The organism is Methylobacterium sp. ap11 (assembly GCF_900110515.1).
In the GTDB taxonomy this organism is placed as follows: domain Bacteria; phylum Pseudomonadota; class Alphaproteobacteria; order Rhizobiales; family Beijerinckiaceae; genus Methylobacterium; species Methylobacterium ajmalii.
Genome location: NZ_FOEB01000009.1, coordinates 50363 through 66136 on the forward strand (window position 1 = coordinate 50363; position 15774 = coordinate 66136).

Below are 15774 nucleotides of genomic sequence, written 5' to 3' on the forward strand. Positions count from 1 at the left end.
GTTCCGTTGCGGCACCCGGCAGGACCGTCTGGCCCGCGGCTTGCCAGGAGCGGACCGGGCACGACCTTCGGTCCCGCGCGGACCGGCCCGTCCGGGCGTCGCACTCATCCCCAGCCTAACCCTTGACGGCTTCATCGCCGTGACGGACTAGGTCTATGCCCAAAAGGAGAGCACGAATGCGTTTGAGAAGCCTGCTTCCCGTCCTGCTCGCCGGCCTGGCGGCCTCCGCCGGGACCGCCTCGGCCCAGGACCTCACCGGGACGCTGAAGAAGATCAAGGAGACCGGGCAGATCACGCTGGGCTACCGCGATTCGTCGGTGCCGTTCTCTTACCTGGACAACAACCAGAAGCCGGTCGGCTTCGCGATGGACATCTGCTACAAGATCGTCGACGCGGTGAAGGCCGACCTCAAGCTCGACAAGCTCGAGGTGAAGCTCAACCCGGTGACCTCGGCCACCCGCATCCCGCTGATCGCCAACGGCACGGTGGATCTCGAGTGCGGCTCGACCACCAACAACGTCGACCGGCAGAAGCAGGTCGCCTTCACCAACACCCACTTCCTCACCGCCAACCGCTTCGTCGCCAAGAAGTCGAGCGGCCTGACCAAGTTCGAGGACCTGAAGGGGAAGACCGTCGTGTCGACCTCGGGCACCACGAACATCAAGATGATCAACGAGTACAACGCCGAGAAGAAGCTCGGCATCACGATCCTGCCGGCCAAGGATCACGCCGAGGCGTTCCTGATGGTCGAGACCGGCCGCGCCGTCGCCTTCGTGATGGACGACGTGCTGCTCGCCTCGCTCGCCGCCTCCTCTAAGGAGCCGACGGCCTACGCGATCTCGACCGACGCCCTGTCGAAGCCCGAGCCCTACGGGATCATGCTTCGCAAGGACGACGCGCCGTTCAAGAAGGTGGTCGATGCGGCGACCGCGGCCTTCTACAAGAGCGCCGAGAGCGGTCCGACCTACGACAAGTGGTTCATGAAGCCGATCCCGCCGCGGGACATCAACCTGAACCTGCCGATGAGCGACGCGCTGAAGAGCGCCTTCGCCAAGCCGAGCGACAGCCCGGACCCGGCCTCCTACTGAGCCGGCATCCGGCGCCGCCCCCGTGCGGGGCGGCGCCACCCCCCGACGGCATCGCCGCCCTCGGCACTTTTCCCTGTGCCCTCTGCCGCGCCCCGCCTCGCCCGGGCCGGAAAAATCCGTATACCATGACAGTCCAGGCGCACCCGGAAGACAGGGCATGAACTACAACTGGAACTGGGGCATCTTCTTCGAGGCGTCGCCCGAGGGGACCGGCTCGTACGCCGACATGCTGCTGTCGGGCCTGGTCTGGACCATCGTCACGGCGCTCTGCGCCTGGGTGATCGCCTTCGCGATCGGCTCGATCGTCGGCGTGCTGCGCACCCTGCCGGGCCGGGCCGCTCAGGCCGTCGGCAACGCCTATGTCGAGCTGTTCCGCAACATCCCGCTCCTCGTCCAGATGTTCCTCTGGTACTTCGTGCTGCCCGAGATGCTGCCGGAATCCTGGGGCACCTGGTTGAAGCAGCTGCCGAACGCGCCGTTCTACACCGCCGTCGTGTGCCTGGGCTTCTTCACCGCCTCGCGCGTCGCCGAGCAGGTGCGGGCCGGCATCCAGGCCCTGCCGCGGGGCCAGCGCATGGCCGGCACGGCGCTCGGGCTCACCACCGCCCAGACCTACCGCTACGTGCTCCTGCCCAACGCCTACCGCATCATCCTGCCGCCGCTGACCTCCGAGTTCCTCAACAACCTGAAGAACACGTCGGTCGCGCTGACCATCGGCCTCCTGGAGCTCACCGCCCGGGCCCGCGCGATGCAGGAATTCTCGTTCCAGGTCTTCGAGGCGTTCACCGCCGCGACGATCATCTACATCGTCATCAACCTGCTGGTGGTGACCGTGGCCGGCGTGATCGAGCGCCGCGTCGCGGTGCCGGGCCGCTGACCTCACCGCTGCCGGACAAGGGCCCGCGATGTTCTCGAACTTCGACTTCAGCGTCATCCTCAATTCCTGGCGCTACCTGTTCTTCGACGGGATGGCCTTCACCCTGACGCTGACCGCGCTCGCCGCGGTCGGCGGCGTGATCCTCGGCACCCTGATCGCCATGATGCGACTTTCCGGCCTGCCGGTGCTGCCGCAGATCGCCAAGGTCTACGTCAACTTCATGCGCTCGCTGCCGCTGGTGCTGGTGATCTTCTGGTTCTACTTCCTTGTGCCGTATATCGGGCAGTGGATGATCGGGGCCGAGCGGCCGATCCAGGTCGGCGCCTTCTCGTCCTCGCTCATCACCTTCACGCTGTTCGAGGCGGCGTACTTCTCCGAGATCATGCGCGCCGGCATCCAGTCGATCCCGAAGGGCCAGGGCGCGGCGGCCTCGGCGCTCGGCCTGACCTACTGGCAGTCGATGGGCAGCGTCATCCTGCCCCAGGCGTTCCGCAACATGCTGCCGGTGCTGCTGACCCAGACGATCGTGCTGTTCCAGGACACTTCGCTCGTCTACGTGCTGTCGATCACCGACTTCCTCGGCGCCGCCTCCAAGATCGCCCAGCGCGACGGCCGCCTCGTCGAGATGTACCTGTTCGCCGCCGTGGTCTACTTCGCCGTCTGCTTCATCGCCTCGCTCCTGGTGCGCCGCCTGCAGCGCCGGGTCGCGATCATCCGATAGGGTTCCCGCCATGACCTCCTCCGCGATGCCGCCCGTCAGCCCCGTTCCGGAGCCGCAGGCCGCGGCTGCCGCGGCGCCGGCCACCGGCCCCGTCGGCACCCTGCTCACCGAGCGCCCGCCCGTGGCGGCCACCACGGGCCCGATGATCGCCATCGACGGCGTCTCGAAGTGGTACGGCGACTTCCAGGTGCTGACGAACTGCACCACCTCGGTCACCAAGGGCGAGGTCGTGGTGGTCTGCGGCCCCTCGGGCTCCGGCAAGTCGACGCTGATCAAGTGCGTCAACGCCCTCGAACCGTTCCAGAAGGGCCAGATCACCGTCGACGGGACGCAGATCGCCAACAAGAAGACCAACCTGCCCAAGCTCCGCTCGCGGGTCGGCATGGTGTTCCAGCACTTCGAGCTGTTTCCCCACCTCTCGATCACCGACAACCTGAGCCTCGCCCAGCGCAAGGTGCTGGGGCGCGGGAAGGACGAGGCGCAGGCCAAGGGCCTGGCGCTGCTGGAGCGGGTCGGCCTCAAGGCCCATGCCCACAAGTATCCCGGCCAGCTCTCGGGCGGCCAGCAGCAGCGCGTCGCCATCGCCCGCGCGCTCGCCATGAACCCGATCGTGATGCTGTTCGACGAGCCGACCTCGGCGCTCGATCCCGAGATGGTCGGCGAGGTGCTGGACGTCATGGTCGAGCTCGCCCGCGAGGGCATGACCATGATGGTGGTGACCCACGAGATGGGCTTCGCCCGCAAGGTCGCCAACCGCGTCATCTTCATGGACAAGGGCGAGATCGTCGAGGACGCGCAGAAGGAGGAGTTCTTCGGCTCGCCCCGTTCGGAGCGGGCGCAGACCTTCCTGTCCCGCATCCTCCAGCACTGAACCCGCCGTCCATCGCGGCGTGAGCAAGGGGCCCGTCGCGGGCCCCTTGCCGTTTGCAGGGCTGCACCATCTCTCCCCGCGGGACCGGGAGGGGTGATGCATGATGCGGATGATCGGCAACTGGCGCTCGGCCGCCGCCTTCCGGGTGCGGATCGCCCTCAACCTCAAGGGGCTGCCCTTCGAGGAGACCTTCATCGACCTCGATGCCGGCGACCAGCACGCGCCGGGCTTCCGCGCGATCAACCCGCAGGGCGCGGTGCCGGCCTTCTTCGACGGCGACGGGCCGGCGCTGACCCAGTCGCTCGCGATCCTCGACTATCTCGAGGAGACGCATCCCGAGCCGGCGCTGCTTCCCCGCGAGCCGAAGGCCCGAGCCCGGGCCCGCTCGCTCGCCCAGGCGGTCGCCTGCGACTCCCACCCGCTCTACGTGCCGCGGGTGCGCCGCTACCTCACCGACGATCTCGGGCTGCCCCGCGAAGCGATGCAGGCCTGGCTGCGGCACTGGTTCGGCACCGGGCTGGCCACCCTGGAGGCGCGGTTGACGGGCGAGCCCGGCACCGGCCGCTACTGCCAGGGCGACGCGGTCAGCCATGCCGACCTCTGCCTCGTCAGCCTGTGGGTCGGCACCGCGATCTTCGGCGTCGACACCGCCCCCTACCCGACCGTGCGGCGCATCGCCGAGGATTGCCTGAGCCAGGACGCCTTCGCCCGGGCACACCCGACGCGGCAGCCCGGGGCGCCCGCGTGAGAGCCCGGCAACCGGTGATCACGCGGATGTGAACGCTCCGGACGAATGGACGGGCGAGCGCGGGTTCGGCGAATGGGATTAGACCGGCCCCGGCGGACGTTTACCCCATATGATGCTTCGCAAGCGCCCCGACGTCCTCGACCTCCTGGTGCCGCTCCGGCGCTACGCCCGGTCCCTGACGCGCGATTCCGCCCAGGCCGACGACCTCGTGCACGACACCCTCGTGCGCGCCCTCGAGCGCCAGGGCACCCTGCGGCCGGGGACCAACCTGCGCACCTGGCTGATGACGGTGTTGCACAACGCCTTCATCGACGACCAGCGCCGCCGCAAGGTCGAGGCGCGCTACGCCGACGCCCTCGGCCACATCGTCGAGGAGGCGACGCCGCCGGCCCAGGAAGGCCATGTCCGCCTGGCCCAGGTGCGCGAGGCGTTCGGGCGCCTGCCGGCGGAGCAGCGCGAGGCCCTGCACCTCGTGACCATCGAGGGGCTGGCCTACCAGGAGGCGGCCGACGTGCTCGGCATCCCGATCGGCACGCTGATGTCGCGCCTCGGGCGGGCGCGGGCGGCGCTGCGCACCATCGAGAGCGGCGGCGCGTCCCGCCTTCCGGCCCCCGAGGAGGAGGCACGCGCCGCGCCGCGTCTGCGCGTGGTCGATGGCGGGGCCGGCCCCGCGAGGGCGTCGTGATGATGACCGGAGAGCATGCAGCGGAGGCGAGGATGGACCCGATCACCGAAGCGGACCTGAACGCCTACATCGACGGCCAACTCGATCTCGGCCGGCGGATCGAGGTCGAGGAGCACCTGTCGGCGCGGCCCGAGGTGGCGGCCCGGGTGATGGCCGACCTGCACACCCGCGACGCGCTCTGCGCCGCGTTCGGGTCGGCGCGGGACGGCGCCGTGCGGGCCGGCCCGACCCCGGAGCGCCTCGCCGCGGCGGCCCGCCGCCTCGACCGGTCCCTGACCTGGCGGCGCGTCGGCGCCCGGCTGCAGCGCGCCGCGGTGATCGCGATGCTGGTCGGCACCGGCTGGCTCCTGCACAACGAGACCGGCGATTTCGGCGTGCAGAACACCAACGCCTCGACGCATTCGCCGGCCTTCGTCGAGGACGCGCTCCAGGCCCGCCAGGCCGCCCAGATGCGCGCCCGCGTCGCCTCGCAGCGGCCGACGCCGGCCTACGACCGGCGCGAGGTCGAGGCGGCGACCGGCATCGCCCTGCCCGACCTGCCGGCGGACTGGCGCGTCGACGACATGCAGATCTTCCCCTCGCGCAGCGGCGCGGGCGTCGAGGTCGCGATCGATGCCGGCAGCCTCGGCAAGGTCGCGCTCTTCGCCACCCGCTCGGCCGACGCGGCGGCGCACGCCCCCGCCATCGTCCGCTCGCCGGAGGCCGTCACGGTCTACTGGACCGCGGGGCGCGGGGCCTATGCCCTAAGCGGGTCGGGCAACGAGCCCGATCTCGGCCGCGCCGCCGCCACCCTGGCGGCCCTGCAGCACTGATCTCCGTCACCCGTCATCCCCCCGGAGCGACCTCCCCGATGAACACCCCCTTCGCCTGGCAGACCCACGCCGCCCCCGCCGGCGCGGTCTTCGACGAGGGCCTGCGGCGGCACATGCTGCGGGTCTACAACACGATGGGCCTCGGCCTGGCGCTGACCGGCCTCGTGGCGCTCGGCGTCTCCTCGACCCCGGCGCTCTACAAGCCGCTGTTCGGCACGCCGCTGAAATACGTCGTGATGCTGGCCCCGCTCGCCTTCATCATGGTGCTGTCGTTCCGCGCCGACCGGATCTCGGCCGCCACCGCCCACACCCTGTTCTGGACCTTCTGCGGGGTGATGGGCCTGTCCCTGGCCTCGATCTTCCTGGTCTTCACCGGCACCAGCATCGCCCGCACGTTCTTCATCACGGCGGCGATGTTCGGGGCGACGAGCCTCTACGGCTACACCACCAAGCGCGACCTCTCGAAGATGGGCTCGTTCCTGGTGATGGGCCTGATCGGCCTCGTCATCGCCAGCCTGGTCAACATCTTCCTGGCCTCCTCCGCGCTGCAATTCGCGATCTCGCTCATCGGCGTCGTGATCTTCACCGGTCTCACCGCCTACGACACCCAGTCGATCAAGGAGCAGTACGCCGAGAACTGGGGCGAGGAAGCCAAGTCCAAGCTCGCGGTGTTCGGCGCCCTGTCGCTCTACCTGAACTTCATCAACCTGTTCCAGATGCTGCTGAGCCTGACCGGCGAGCGGGAATAGGCGACGAGCCGCCCACAGGGACGGACCCTCGACTTGATGCCCGCCTGCCTCGCAAGAGGTCGGCGGGTTTTTCTTTAGGGTTGGCAAATTTACTTTAAAATCTTGATCCCATATTTGACCTCATCCTGAGGTGCCGGCGATCGGAGATCGCAGACTGAAAGGAGCCTCGAAGGAGGGCTCCAGATGCCGCCGCGATCTCTGGAGTCCTCTTTCGAGGTCAGTCGATCTGCGATCGCCAACACCTCAGGATGAGGTCGAGGGTGGGCGGTCGAATTCCTCGGCGCCCGGCCAGAGATCGTCCTTGGCCGGGCATCGCGACCCCGTACGTATCCGAGGCGCCGCGCCCCGCCCCCTTGACCTCCCGCCGCCCCAAGCCCCACACCGCGCCGCAAGAGGCGCATCCCATGTCCGACATCCTGGTCATCGACAATTACGATTCCTTCACCTGGAATCTCGTCCACTTGATCGGGCCGCTCGCCGGCGCGATCGAGGTGGTGCGCAACGACGCGATCACCGTGGACGAGATCCGCCGCCGCGCGCCCGACGCCCTGGTGCTGTCGCCGGGGCCGTGCACGCCGAGCGAGGCGGGCGTCTGCCTCGACGTGGTGCGTGAGTTGAGCGACAAGATCCCGATGCTCGGCGTCTGCCTCGGCCTGCAGGCGATCGGCCAGGCCTTCGGCGGCGACGTGGTGCGGGCGCCGGCCCCGATGCACGGCAAGGTGTCGAGCGTGCGCCACCGCTCGACCGGGCTGTTTCGCGGCATCAACGGCCCGTTCGCGGCGACGCGCTACCACTCGCTCGTCGTCGAGCGCACGACCTGCCCCGAGAGCCTCGTCGTCACCGCGGAGGCCGACGGGCTGATCATGGCGCTCGAGCACGCCGAGCGGCCGGTCCACGGCGTGCAGTTCCACCCCGAGAGCATCCTGTCGCAGCACGGCGAGACGATGGTGCGCAACTTCCTCGACCTCGCCGCCGCCTGGAACGCCACGGCGCGGAATCCAGCCGCCCGGGGTGACAAGCGCGGCCGAGATGTGCATTGACGGGTCCGGCCCCTAAGCCAGCGCTGAGATCAGGCTCGTTATCGTCATGGACTCGTTCAAGCCCTACCTGGCGAAGGTCGCCACGGGCGCCGCGCTGACGCGCGAGGAGGCGCGGCGCGCCTTCGACCACCTGCTCTCCGGCGAGGTGACCCACGCCCAGGCCGGCGCCTTCCTGATGGCGCTGCACGTCCGCGGCGAGGCTCTGGACGAGATCACCGGCGCCGCCGCGGCCCTGCGCGAACGCATGACCCGCGTGGTCGCGCCCGAGGGCGCGGTCGACATCGTCGGCACCGGCGGCGACCATTCGGGCAGCTACAACGTCTCGACCCTGGCCTCCATCGTCACCGCCGCCTGCGGCGTGCCGGTGGCCAAGCACGGCAACCGCGCCGCCTCGTCGCGGTCGGGCGCCGCCGACGTGCTGTCGGCGCTCGGCGTCGGCATCGGCCTCACCCCCGACCACCTCGCCCGCTGCCTCGCGGAAGCCGGCCTGTGCTTCATGTTCGCCCAGGCGCACCACGCCTCGATGCGCCACGTCGCGCCGGTGCGGGTCGAGATCGGCACCCGCACCCTGTTCAACGTGCTCGGGCCCCTGTGCAACCCGGCCGGCGTGCCGGCGCAGCTGCTCGGCGTCTACGCTCCCTCGCTCGCCGAGCCGATGACCCGGGTGCTCGCCGAGCTCGGCAGCCGCCGGGTCTGGACCGTGCACGGCTCCGACGGCCTCGACGAGATCACCACCACCGGCCCGACCGCGGTGGTCGCCCTAGAGGACGGCGCGATCCGCCGCTTCACCCTCGATCCGCGCGAGGTGGGCCTGCGCCTCGCCCAGCCCGAGGAGCTGCGCGGCGGCGATCCCGCCTACAACGCAGCGGCCCTGCGCGCCGTGCTCGACGGCGCCCGCACGCCCTACCGCGACATCGGCGTCCTGAACGCCGCGGCCGCCCTCGTGGTCGCCGGTCGGGCCGGGAGCCTGCAGGACGGCGTCGCCCGCGCCGCCCAGGCGATCGACACCGGCGCCGCCCGGGCGGTGCTGGAGCGCCTCGCGGTCGTCTCCACCACTTAGTGTCTCTCACAAAACTCCCGATCACCGCCTCGGCTCGCTGTGGTGGCGACATCGCGGCGGGAGTTCTGCGAGGTGCACTTAAGATCGCATCCGGGCCGCCCGCCCGGACCGCTTTCCTGCTATACCCGATCGACCCCCGACATCCCCGAGGGGAGGCACGGCCTTGTCCGACATCGACACGACGCACCCGGAGGACGAGGCCCGGCCGCGCCCGGCCGACATCCTCGCCCATATCGAGGCCTACAAGCGGCGCGAGATCGCGGCGGCGAAGCTGCGCGTGCCGCTCGCCGAGCTCGAGAAGCGCGTCGCCAAGGCGGATCCGCCCCGGGGCTTCGCCGACGCGCTGGCCGCGCATGTCGCGCAGGATCGCTTCGCGCTGATCGCCGAGATCAAGAAGGCGTCGCCGTCCCGCGGCCTGATCCGCGAGGATTTCGATCCGCCGGCCTTGGCCCGCGCCTACGAGGCGGGCGGGGCCGCCTGCCTGTCGGTGCTCACCGACGAGCCCTCGTTCAAGGGCAAGCCCGAATACCTGACGGCGGCCCGCGACGCCTGTGCGCTCCCCGTCCTGCGCAAGGACTTCCTGTTCGAGCCCTACCAGGTGGTCGAGGCCCGGGCCTGGGGCGCCGACTGCATCCTGGTCATCATGGCGAGCCTCGACGACGACGAGGCGTCGGCCCTGGTCGAGACCGCCCACGACCTCGGCATGGACGTGCTGGTCGAGGTGCACGACGAGGCGGAACTGGCGCGCGCCCTGCCGCTGGGCACGCGGCTCATCGGGGTCAACAACCGTTCATTGCGCACCTTCGAGGTCTCCCTCGATACCGCCGTGCGGTTGAGCCCGCTGGTGCCCAGGGACCGGATCCTGGTCGGCGAGAGCGGCATCGGAGGCCACGCCGACGCGCAGGTGCTGGGCCGGGCGGGCATCCGCACGCTGCTCGTCGGCGAGAGCCTGATGCGGCAGGACGACGTGACGGCGGCGACGCGGCGGCTGCTGTTCGGCGATCAAACCTGATCCGACGGGAGCTGTTCGGACTCACGCGGCCGGAAATCCGGCCAGGAACCCGATCAGGGCCGCGTTGACCGCCTCCGGCTCCTCGTGCTGGAGCCAGTGCGTCGCCTCGGGGAAGTACCGCACGGCGCCTTGCGCGCATCGGCGCAGGCTCTCGACTGCCAGCCCCCGCTCGAGCGCCGTGTCGCGCTCGCCCCACAGCACCAGGACCGGCGGCCGGATCGGCCCCGGGGTCGGATCGCGCGGGAGGCGTAGGGCCCGGTACCAGTTCAGCATCGCGGCGATCGCGCCGGGCCGGCGCCAGGCGGCGGCGTAGGCCGCGAGGTCGTCGGGCCCGAAGGTGCCGGGACGGCTCGACGTGGTGAGCGCACGCTTCAGGACGGCGCAGTCGCCGGCCTGCAGCAGCGCTTCGGGCAGGCCGGGCAACTGGAAGAACCCGACGTAGACGCTGCGCAGGGCCTGGCTCGGATGCCGCCGGGCATAGGCGCCGAAGACGTCCGGATGCGGCGCGTTGAGGATCGCCACCCGGTCGATCCGCTCGGGGAAGCGGGCGGCCACCCGCCAGGCGACGAGCCCGCCCCAATCGTGCCCGACGAGGCGCAGGCGCTCGGACCCGAGCGCATCGGAAAGGCCGATCACGTCGTCGGCGAGCTTGTCGAGATGGTAGGCGGAAATGCCCTCGGGCCGGCTCGAGTCGCCGTAGCCGCGCTGGTCCGGCGCCACGACGTGCAGGCCGGCGGCCGCGAGCGGGCCGATCTGCCGCTTCCAGCTCCGGGATGTCTCGGGAAAACCGTGCAGCAGGACGGTGAGCGGGCCGTCCGCGGGACCGGCCTCGGTCACGTGGAGCGTGAGGCCGCGGACCGGGATGCGCCGCGTCGCGGGCTCGGGGAAGGTCGTCACGGCTCTCTCCCGCATGCGGCGGCTGACGAGAATCGAAACGCCGGCGCAGGACACCGGATCCGCGATCGGAAGCGTTGCTGCGACGCATCACCTGCGTCGTGGATGTCACGGAACGCCCATCGGGCCCTTGCCAGCCGAGCGGGCAGGGCCTAGCTTGGTTGGGCAACGCGGCGATGGCGTCGCGGCGTTGCTGCCCTCTTTGGGCGTTTCCTCCCTAGACTTGGGCCACACTTCGGTGTGGCCTTTTTCTTAGGTGCGAGGGCTCCTGTCAACGGCCAAGCTAGCGCTGACGGCCGCGATTTCACGTCATTTCACGCATCGCCGCAGAGGCTTGGCCGCGGCCGGCGCCAGCATCGGGCCCGGCGCCCCGGCGGCGTTCACCATTCGTCAAACACGGGTGCGAATGCACACTGCACGGCCGCGCTTCGGGCCCTATACGGCCCCAATCGTACGGCAGAGGAGGCTCGGTGGTGATCAGGGAAAGACTCGACGACATCCGCTTCATCGTGACGCTCGCGGCCGTCGCGGCGGCCGGCAGCGTGCTCGCCACCTTGTTCGGCTGAGCCGCGGCCGCTCGATGTCTGCAGCTCTGCTGTCCGGCGGTGGCGCGGCATTGTCGTTTCAGACGAGACTTTAAAGGCGGGATTTTTTCCGTCCCGGACGCCGGTTCAGACGGGGGTCGGGGTCCGGGCACGGTGGTCGCGGGGGCGGCGGGGCCAGATCAGGCGGCCGAGCGCCGTACCGGCCCGGCGGCAGAACAACGCGGCGCCGAGGAACCAGGCGAGGCCGAGCCAGAGTCCCTGGAGCACCGCGAGCAAGCCGGATCCGAGCACCAGGGCGCCGCGGCCGAGGAGCGCCAGCACCGCGCGGGTGCGCCCACCCATCCCTTCCGACAGGCGCGCGACGCGGCGCAGGTCGTCGGCATTCTCCGCAACCGACAGGGCCTGGAGCGTGCCCCGGGTGCCGAGCCGCGCCTGGATCCGGGCCGATTGCTCGCCGACGGCGCGGATCTCCCGAAAAGGCCCGGGGCGCAGCACGCCCACGGTGCCACGGCGCAGGGCGGTGAGATCGAGCCGGCCGGCCGCGGCGGCGGCGAGCCCCAGGGCTTCCCGGTCGACGGACGCGGCGGCGGCATTGGTCAGGCGCGCCGCCAGCGGGCGCGACAGCTTGCCGGTGCGGGCGGCGAGCTTCAGGGTCGTGGTGCCGGCATGGACCGGCACGCTGGAGCCGAGGGACAGGACGGTCGCCCCGGTCAGGGCGAGCCCCGCGGCGGCGAGGCCGAGGAGCAGCGGATCGTAGGACTCGCCCCGCGACAACCGCCCGCCCTCGCGCCACAGGTCGCGCAGGTCGCCGTAGCCGACGAGGTCGCCCGCCACCGCCCCGGCGAGGCCGGCCGGGCCGGCCCCCTCCCCGCTGACGAAGCCCGTGGCGGCCTCCGCCAGCGCCCGGCGCGGTGCGTCCGCGGCGAGCGCCTCGGCCCGGGCCCGCCGCTCCGGCGAGACCGGCACCCCGCGCGCCTCGGCGAGCGTCAGGAAGCTGCGGGCGAGGTCGTCGTCGCCGGCCGCGACCGCTGCGTCGAGGCCGGCCCCGATGCGCTCGGCGTCGGCGATGGCCGGCAGGCGCAGGGCCGCGAGCGCTTCCGGGTCGTCGGCCGCCGCGCGCAGGTGCCAGGCCCGGTCCGCGGCGGGCAGCAGCACCGGCGCGGCCGCGGCGAGGCCGGCGGCGCACAGGGCGAGGAACGCAGCGGCCGCACGCCGCCGTTCCGGATGCGGGGCGGGAGCTTCCATCGCCCCGGCCTCGTCAATCCTGCTGGCGCGGGCGCCGGGGCGGCCGGGCGGCCATCGCCGCCGAGGCGAGGGCGTCCGCGGGCGCGCCCGCATTGTCCTTGCCGGCCGCCGGCTTGCCGTGGGCGGGCGCCGCCCTGCCCTCGGCGGCGGTGGCCTTGCCGGCCGTCTTGGCGGCCGTCTTGGCGGCCGTCTTGGTGGCCGTCTTGGCTGCCGGTCCGTTCTGCGCGGGTGCGTCGGGGGCCGCTGCCTTGGGGTCGGCTGCCTTCGGGTCCGCTGCCTTGGCGGCCGTCTTTCTGGCGGGTGCCTTGACGGGCTTGGGCTTCGCCGCCGGGGCCGCGACCGGCGCCAGGGTCCCGGCGAGGGCCATCAGGTGCCGGCGATGGAGCACCGCCGGCCCGTCCTTCAGATCGGGATGGTGCTTGTCGAGGCGGGTCGCCAGGGCCTTGACCTCGGCGTCCTTCAGCCCGTCGACGATCAGCGCCAGAGGCTGCGGCCCGAGCGCCTCGCGCACCGCGCGCAGGCCCTGGAGATCGAGGGACTTGGCCTTCAGCTGCTTGGTCACCAGGGCGTGGGCGGCCTTGGTCACGTCGCTGCGGATCGCCGGAAAGGCCTCGGGCGCCTCCGCGATCGCGCACAGGACCGCGAGGCCGTCGATCTCAAGCGCCATCCAGGGCCTCCTTCAGCTCGGCCACCACCGGCGTGATCACCTCGCCGATCAGGTCGCGGGTGGCGTCGCGATACTTGTTGGCAAAGGTCTGATACTCGAGGGTGAGCGCGTTCGCCAGCGCCGCCGATTGCGGCACGCGGGTGCGGAACAGGCGGAACCGCGCGTCCTGCGCCGCGGCGCTCGCCTGCAGGGTGGCGAAGGTGGTGGCCTGCTGCTTGGTGTTCTGCCAGCGGGTGATCAGGACGTGCGGCGGCCGCCTGGGCGCCAGCATGCTCTCCGAGGCGCTGCCGACGCCCCAGATCGTCTCGTAGAACGCCTTGAGGCCGTAGGTGGACAGGAAGTCCGAGATGCAGGCGACCACCACGAGGTCGCTCGCCCGGATCGCCACCTCGGTCATCGGCGAGATGCCGGGCGCGCAATCGAACAGCACGTAGTCGTACTGCTCGCGCAGCGGCGCGAAGTCCTCCTGGAAGAGCTTCCACAGGTGGCCCTCGATGGCGTGCATCGAGAACTTGCGCTTGGTGAGCGCGTAGATGATCTCGCGCTCGACGATGCGCAGCGACGGGCCGGAGGCGAGGAGCGAGATCGGCAGCGGCTCGCCGAGATGGGTGGTGCTCGAGACGTGGGCGCGGATGAAGTCCGGCAGGGCGGCCTTGTCCCGGTCGACGATGCGCAGGCCGAGATAATAGTCGAGCGTGCGCCCGCCGGTGATCATCTCGGCGAGGATCGCGTCGCCGGCAAAGCACACCGAGGCGCTGGCCTGGGGATCGAGGTCGATCACCAGCACCGAGGCGCCGCCGGCGGCGAGCGCGTCGGCCAGCATCACCACGCTGGTGGTCTTGCCGACGCCGCCCTTCATGTTGGCGACCGCGACGAGCTTTCCCGTCGGGAGCTTGCCGGTCATGGGGATATCCGCGGGGCGCAAGCACGGCGCCGCGGCGCGGCGGGCGGACGGAACGGGGCCATCGGGTCTCTCTTCACGGCGAGGCCTCTTTCCACCACCGGTGCTCGAGTCGAGTCAATGCCGGTTGCACGATCCGGCGACGTCGCCCGGTCGCGGCCGGCGGTCAGCCGCCCGAGCAACGGGTGTAGCTCGCCGAGCCGCGCTCGCTCGCCCAGGTCAGGCGGTTCCCCGCCACGGTCAGGCGCACCCGCGAGGTCCAGCGCCGGCCGGCGGCCTGGCAGGCGGCGGTCGTGGTCCAGGTCCGGCCCTCGCGCCGCGTGTCGTGGAACCGGCACAGGGTCTTGCCGGCCCGGGCGCTGCCGGGCCGGATCACCGCCGGCAGGAAGCCGTGGCGGGCGGCGCGGCGCTTGGCGCAGGCCGCGGCACTCGGGCCCCAGACGCCCGCATAGGCCGGCGCCTCCTCCTCGTCCCGCTCCGCCTCGGGCGCGCGCTCGACCTCGGCAGGGGGCGGGCGCGGCCCGGTCCGGGCCTCCCGGCGCGGATCGGGCGGGACGCGCGGCCTCCCGCGGCCGGCCGGGGCGGGTGCCCGCTCCTCCGCCTCGTCGTCGGGCGCCACGTCGCCCGCCGGGGCGGGCTTCACCGGGCCGAACCCGGTCTCGCCCTGAGCCGTGCCGCGTGGCGCCGGCTCGCCGCGGCCGGGATCCGGCGTGGCAAGGTCCGATCGCCCGATCCCGGCCTTGCCGCCGTCGTTCCTGTCGCCTTCGAGCTTGCCGCCCTCCGGGGAGGCCCGGTCGCGGATGGCGGTGCGGCCCGGCGGCTCGCGCCAGCCGCCGGCTTGCGGGACGGCCTCGTCCGGCACCGCGTCCGGGGGCGGGGCCCGGCGGCGGAAGATCGGCACCGTGGAGCGGTAGGGCTTCGAGAGCACCGGCGCGTCGGCGGGCATCTCCAGATCGGACTGCGCGACGGCGCGGCCGGCCCCGGTCAAGCCGGCGGCGGCGGCCAGCCCCAACAGGCCGGCCACGAACAGGCCCGCGCGGTGAAACGCCCTCATGCTACCCCCAGGGTGCCCCGGCCGATGCCGGCGGTCACGTCGTCGAGCGCTCGCAAGCCATTGTGGCCATTGGTTCAGGGCCGCGAGAATGCGTCAAGTCGTCGGTGCCGCGAAGTCGGCCGGACCGGAGGTCCGGCACCGTGGTCGCCTCACCGGCGGAAGATACCCTTGAGGAGCTGCGCCGTCCGGTTGCGCCGGCGCTTGCGCGCCAGCTCGGCCGCGTCCCGCATCCAGGCGACCTGCACCACCCGGCGCTCGCCCGCGAAGGGCCGATGGCCGTGCCAGGAGGCGTCGCCGCGCAGGAAGGCGAACATCGTCCCCATCGTGGGCGGCACCTCGACCGCGTAGGGATCGAACCGCTCGCCGTCGTAGAGCACTCGCAGGCGCCCGGCTTCCGGCGCCTCCCAGGCGTCGTTCAGGTAGAGCAGGAGCGTCAGCACCTTGGCGGCGCCGTCGGTGTGGATCGCGCCGTATTTCGGCTGCGAGCGGCCCATCACCGTGGTCAGCCGCGGATGGGAGACGAGGTCGATCCCGAACTTCTCGCCCACCGCCCGCGAGACGGCATCGCCCTCGAGCTCCGCGACAAGATCCCCGAACCTGCCCGTGAGGGCGACCTCGTCCACCGTGAGGTAGCCGGGCTTGGCGATGGCGGGAAAGTCGCGGGCGAGCGCGGGCGCCGCCTCGGGTCGGATCACCTGCCGGCCGAGGACGTAGGGGTAGGGCGCCCGCGCGAGAGGCGCGGCACGTACGGCGTCGAGATCGAGGACCGGCGCGGCCGGGGCGGACACGATCACCGGGCAAGCTG

The 15774-nt window shown here is 71.8% G+C and carries 17 protein-coding genes; 11 read left to right on the forward strand and 6 right to left on the reverse strand.

Annotated features, from left to right (window positions below):
• Window positions 1-176 precede the first annotated feature (176 nt).
• The 11 genes from BMX97_RS15065 to trpC all read left to right on the forward strand — a co-directional run bounded on the left by BMX97_RS15065 (window position 177) and on the right by trpC (window position 9663).
• Window positions 177-1088 carry a transporter substrate-binding domain-containing protein gene (locus tag BMX97_RS15065; protein WP_091751581.1) on the forward strand — a complete coding sequence of 304 codons (912 nt, stop codon included), beginning with the start codon at window positions 177-179 and terminating at the stop codon, window positions 1086-1088.
• A gap of 157 nt (window positions 1089-1245) precedes the next feature.
• Entirely contained in the window at window positions 1246-1965 is a 720-nt protein-coding gene (locus tag BMX97_RS15070; protein ID WP_091751584.1) for an amino acid ABC transporter permease, read from the forward strand.
• A 28-nt stretch (window positions 1966-1993) separates the two neighbouring features.
• A complete protein-coding gene (locus BMX97_RS15075) occupies window positions 1994-2686 on the forward strand; it encodes an amino acid ABC transporter permease (protein WP_091751587.1) in 693 nt (230 codons plus the stop codon).
• 142 nt (window positions 2687-2828) lie between these two features.
• Window positions 2829-3557: an amino acid ABC transporter ATP-binding protein gene (locus BMX97_RS15080; RefSeq protein WP_091752045.1), complete on the forward strand. Its 729-nt coding sequence runs from the start codon at window positions 2829-2831 to the stop codon at window positions 3555-3557.
• Window positions 3558-3660: 103 nt separating this feature from the next.
• Window positions 3661-4305 (forward strand): maleylacetoacetate isomerase, encoded by a 645-nt coding sequence (gene maiA / locus BMX97_RS15085; RefSeq protein ID WP_091752049.1) that lies wholly within the window; start codon window positions 3661-3663, stop codon window positions 4303-4305.
• 109 nt (window positions 4306-4414) lie between these two features.
• Complete coding sequence (locus BMX97_RS15090; RefSeq protein WP_091751590.1) at window positions 4415-4990, forward strand: sigma-70 family RNA polymerase sigma factor; 576 nt, start codon at window positions 4415-4417, stop codon at window positions 4988-4990.
• 32 nt (window positions 4991-5022) lie between these two features.
• A complete protein-coding gene (locus BMX97_RS15095; protein WP_091751593.1) occupies window positions 5023-5802 on the forward strand; it encodes an anti-sigma factor family protein in 780 nt (259 codons plus the stop codon).
• 38 nt (window positions 5803-5840) lie between these two features.
• A complete protein-coding gene (locus tag BMX97_RS15100) occupies window positions 5841-6551 on the forward strand; it encodes a Bax inhibitor-1/YccA family protein (protein WP_091751596.1) in 711 nt (236 codons plus the stop codon).
• Window positions 6552-6955: 404 nt separating this feature from the next.
• Window positions 6956-7591 (forward strand): anthranilate synthase component II, encoded by a 636-nt coding sequence (locus BMX97_RS15105; RefSeq protein WP_091751599.1) that lies wholly within the window; start codon window positions 6956-6958, stop codon window positions 7589-7591.
• A 46-nt stretch (window positions 7592-7637) separates the two neighbouring features.
• The gene (gene trpD / locus BMX97_RS15110; protein WP_091751602.1) at window positions 7638-8651 is read left to right on the forward strand and encodes an anthranilate phosphoribosyltransferase; all 1014 of its coding nucleotides are present in this window, start codon (window positions 7638-7640) and stop codon (window positions 8649-8651) included.
• A 163-nt stretch (window positions 8652-8814) separates the two neighbouring features.
• Window positions 8815-9663 carry an indole-3-glycerol phosphate synthase TrpC gene (gene trpC, locus BMX97_RS15115; RefSeq protein WP_091751605.1) on the forward strand — a complete coding sequence of 283 codons (849 nt, stop codon included), beginning with the start codon at window positions 8815-8817 and terminating at the stop codon, window positions 9661-9663.
• A 21-nt stretch (window positions 9664-9684) separates the two neighbouring features.
• Here the strand turns inward: trpC and BMX97_RS15120 are convergent, their stop codons facing one another.
• From BMX97_RS15120 to BMX97_RS15145, 6 genes are all read right to left on the reverse strand, one after another.
• Window positions 9685-10575 (reverse strand): alpha/beta fold hydrolase, encoded by an 891-nt coding sequence (locus tag BMX97_RS15120; RefSeq protein WP_091752052.1) that lies wholly within the window; start codon window positions 10573-10575, stop codon window positions 9685-9687.
• Between the two features lie 653 nt (window positions 10576-11228).
• Entirely contained in the window at window positions 11229-12347 is a 1119-nt protein-coding gene (locus BMX97_RS15125; protein WP_091751608.1) for a hypothetical protein, read from the reverse strand.
• Window positions 12348-12360: 13 nt separating this feature from the next.
• Window positions 12361-13014: a hypothetical protein gene (locus tag BMX97_RS15130; RefSeq protein WP_091751611.1), complete on the reverse strand. Its 654-nt coding sequence runs from the start codon at window positions 13012-13014 to the stop codon at window positions 12361-12363.
• A complete protein-coding gene (locus BMX97_RS15135; protein ID WP_091751614.1) occupies window positions 13004-13918 on the reverse strand; it encodes a ParA family protein in 915 nt (304 codons plus the stop codon). The genes BMX97_RS15130 and BMX97_RS15135 overlap by 11 nt, the downstream gene beginning before the upstream one ends.
• Before the next feature lie 163 nt (window positions 13919-14081).
• Window positions 14082-14969 carry a hypothetical protein gene (locus BMX97_RS15140; RefSeq protein WP_091751617.1) on the reverse strand — a complete coding sequence of 296 codons (888 nt, stop codon included), beginning with the start codon at window positions 14967-14969 and terminating at the stop codon, window positions 14082-14084.
• Between the two features lie 149 nt (window positions 14970-15118).
• Complete coding sequence (locus BMX97_RS15145) at window positions 15119-15763, reverse strand: 2OG-Fe(II) oxygenase (RefSeq protein WP_244538445.1); 645 nt, start codon at window positions 15761-15763, stop codon at window positions 15119-15121.
• Between the last annotated feature and the right edge of the window lie 11 nt (window positions 15764-15774).

Coding starts and splice junctions, on each gene's coding strand:
- BMX97_RS15065 (WP_091751581.1), top strand. CDS start 177: ATGCGTTTGAGAAGCCTGCTTCCCGTCCTGCTCGCCGGCCTGGCGGCC.
- BMX97_RS15070 (WP_091751584.1), top strand. CDS start 1,246: ATGAACTACAACTGGAACTGGGGCATCTTCTTCGAGGCGTCGCCCGAG.
- BMX97_RS15075 (WP_091751587.1), top strand. CDS start 1,994: ATGTTCTCGAACTTCGACTTCAGCGTCATCCTCAATTCCTGGCGCTAC.
- BMX97_RS15080 (WP_091752045.1), top strand. CDS start 2,829: ATGATCGCCATCGACGGCGTCTCGAAGTGGTACGGCGACTTCCAGGTG.
- maiA (WP_091752049.1), top strand. CDS start 3,661: ATGCGGATGATCGGCAACTGGCGCTCGGCCGCCGCCTTCCGGGTGCGG.
- BMX97_RS15090 (WP_091751590.1), top strand. CDS start 4,415: ATGATGCTTCGCAAGCGCCCCGACGTCCTCGACCTCCTGGTGCCGCTC.
- BMX97_RS15095 (WP_091751593.1), top strand. CDS start 5,023: ATGGACCCGATCACCGAAGCGGACCTGAACGCCTACATCGACGGCCAA.
- BMX97_RS15100 (WP_091751596.1), top strand. CDS start 5,841: ATGAACACCCCCTTCGCCTGGCAGACCCACGCCGCCCCCGCCGGCGCG.
- BMX97_RS15105 (WP_091751599.1), top strand. CDS start 6,956: ATGTCCGACATCCTGGTCATCGACAATTACGATTCCTTCACCTGGAAT.
- trpD (WP_091751602.1), top strand. CDS start 7,638: ATGGACTCGTTCAAGCCCTACCTGGCGAAGGTCGCCACGGGCGCCGCG.
- BMX97_RS15120 (WP_091752052.1), bottom strand. CDS start 10,575: ATGCGGGAGAGAGCCGTGACGACCTTCCCCGAGCCCGCGACGCGGCGC.
- BMX97_RS15125 (WP_091751608.1), bottom strand. CDS start 12,347: ATGGAAGCTCCCGCCCCGCATCCGGAACGGCGGCGTGCGGCCGCTGCG.
- BMX97_RS15130 (WP_091751611.1), bottom strand. CDS start 13,014: ATGGCGCTTGAGATCGACGGCCTCGCGGTCCTGTGCGCGATCGCGGAG.
- BMX97_RS15135 (WP_091751614.1), bottom strand. CDS start 13,918: ATGACCGGCAAGCTCCCGACGGGAAAGCTCGTCGCGGTCGCCAACATG.
- BMX97_RS15140 (WP_091751617.1), bottom strand. CDS start 14,969: ATGAGGGCGTTTCACCGCGCGGGCCTGTTCGTGGCCGGCCTGTTGGGG.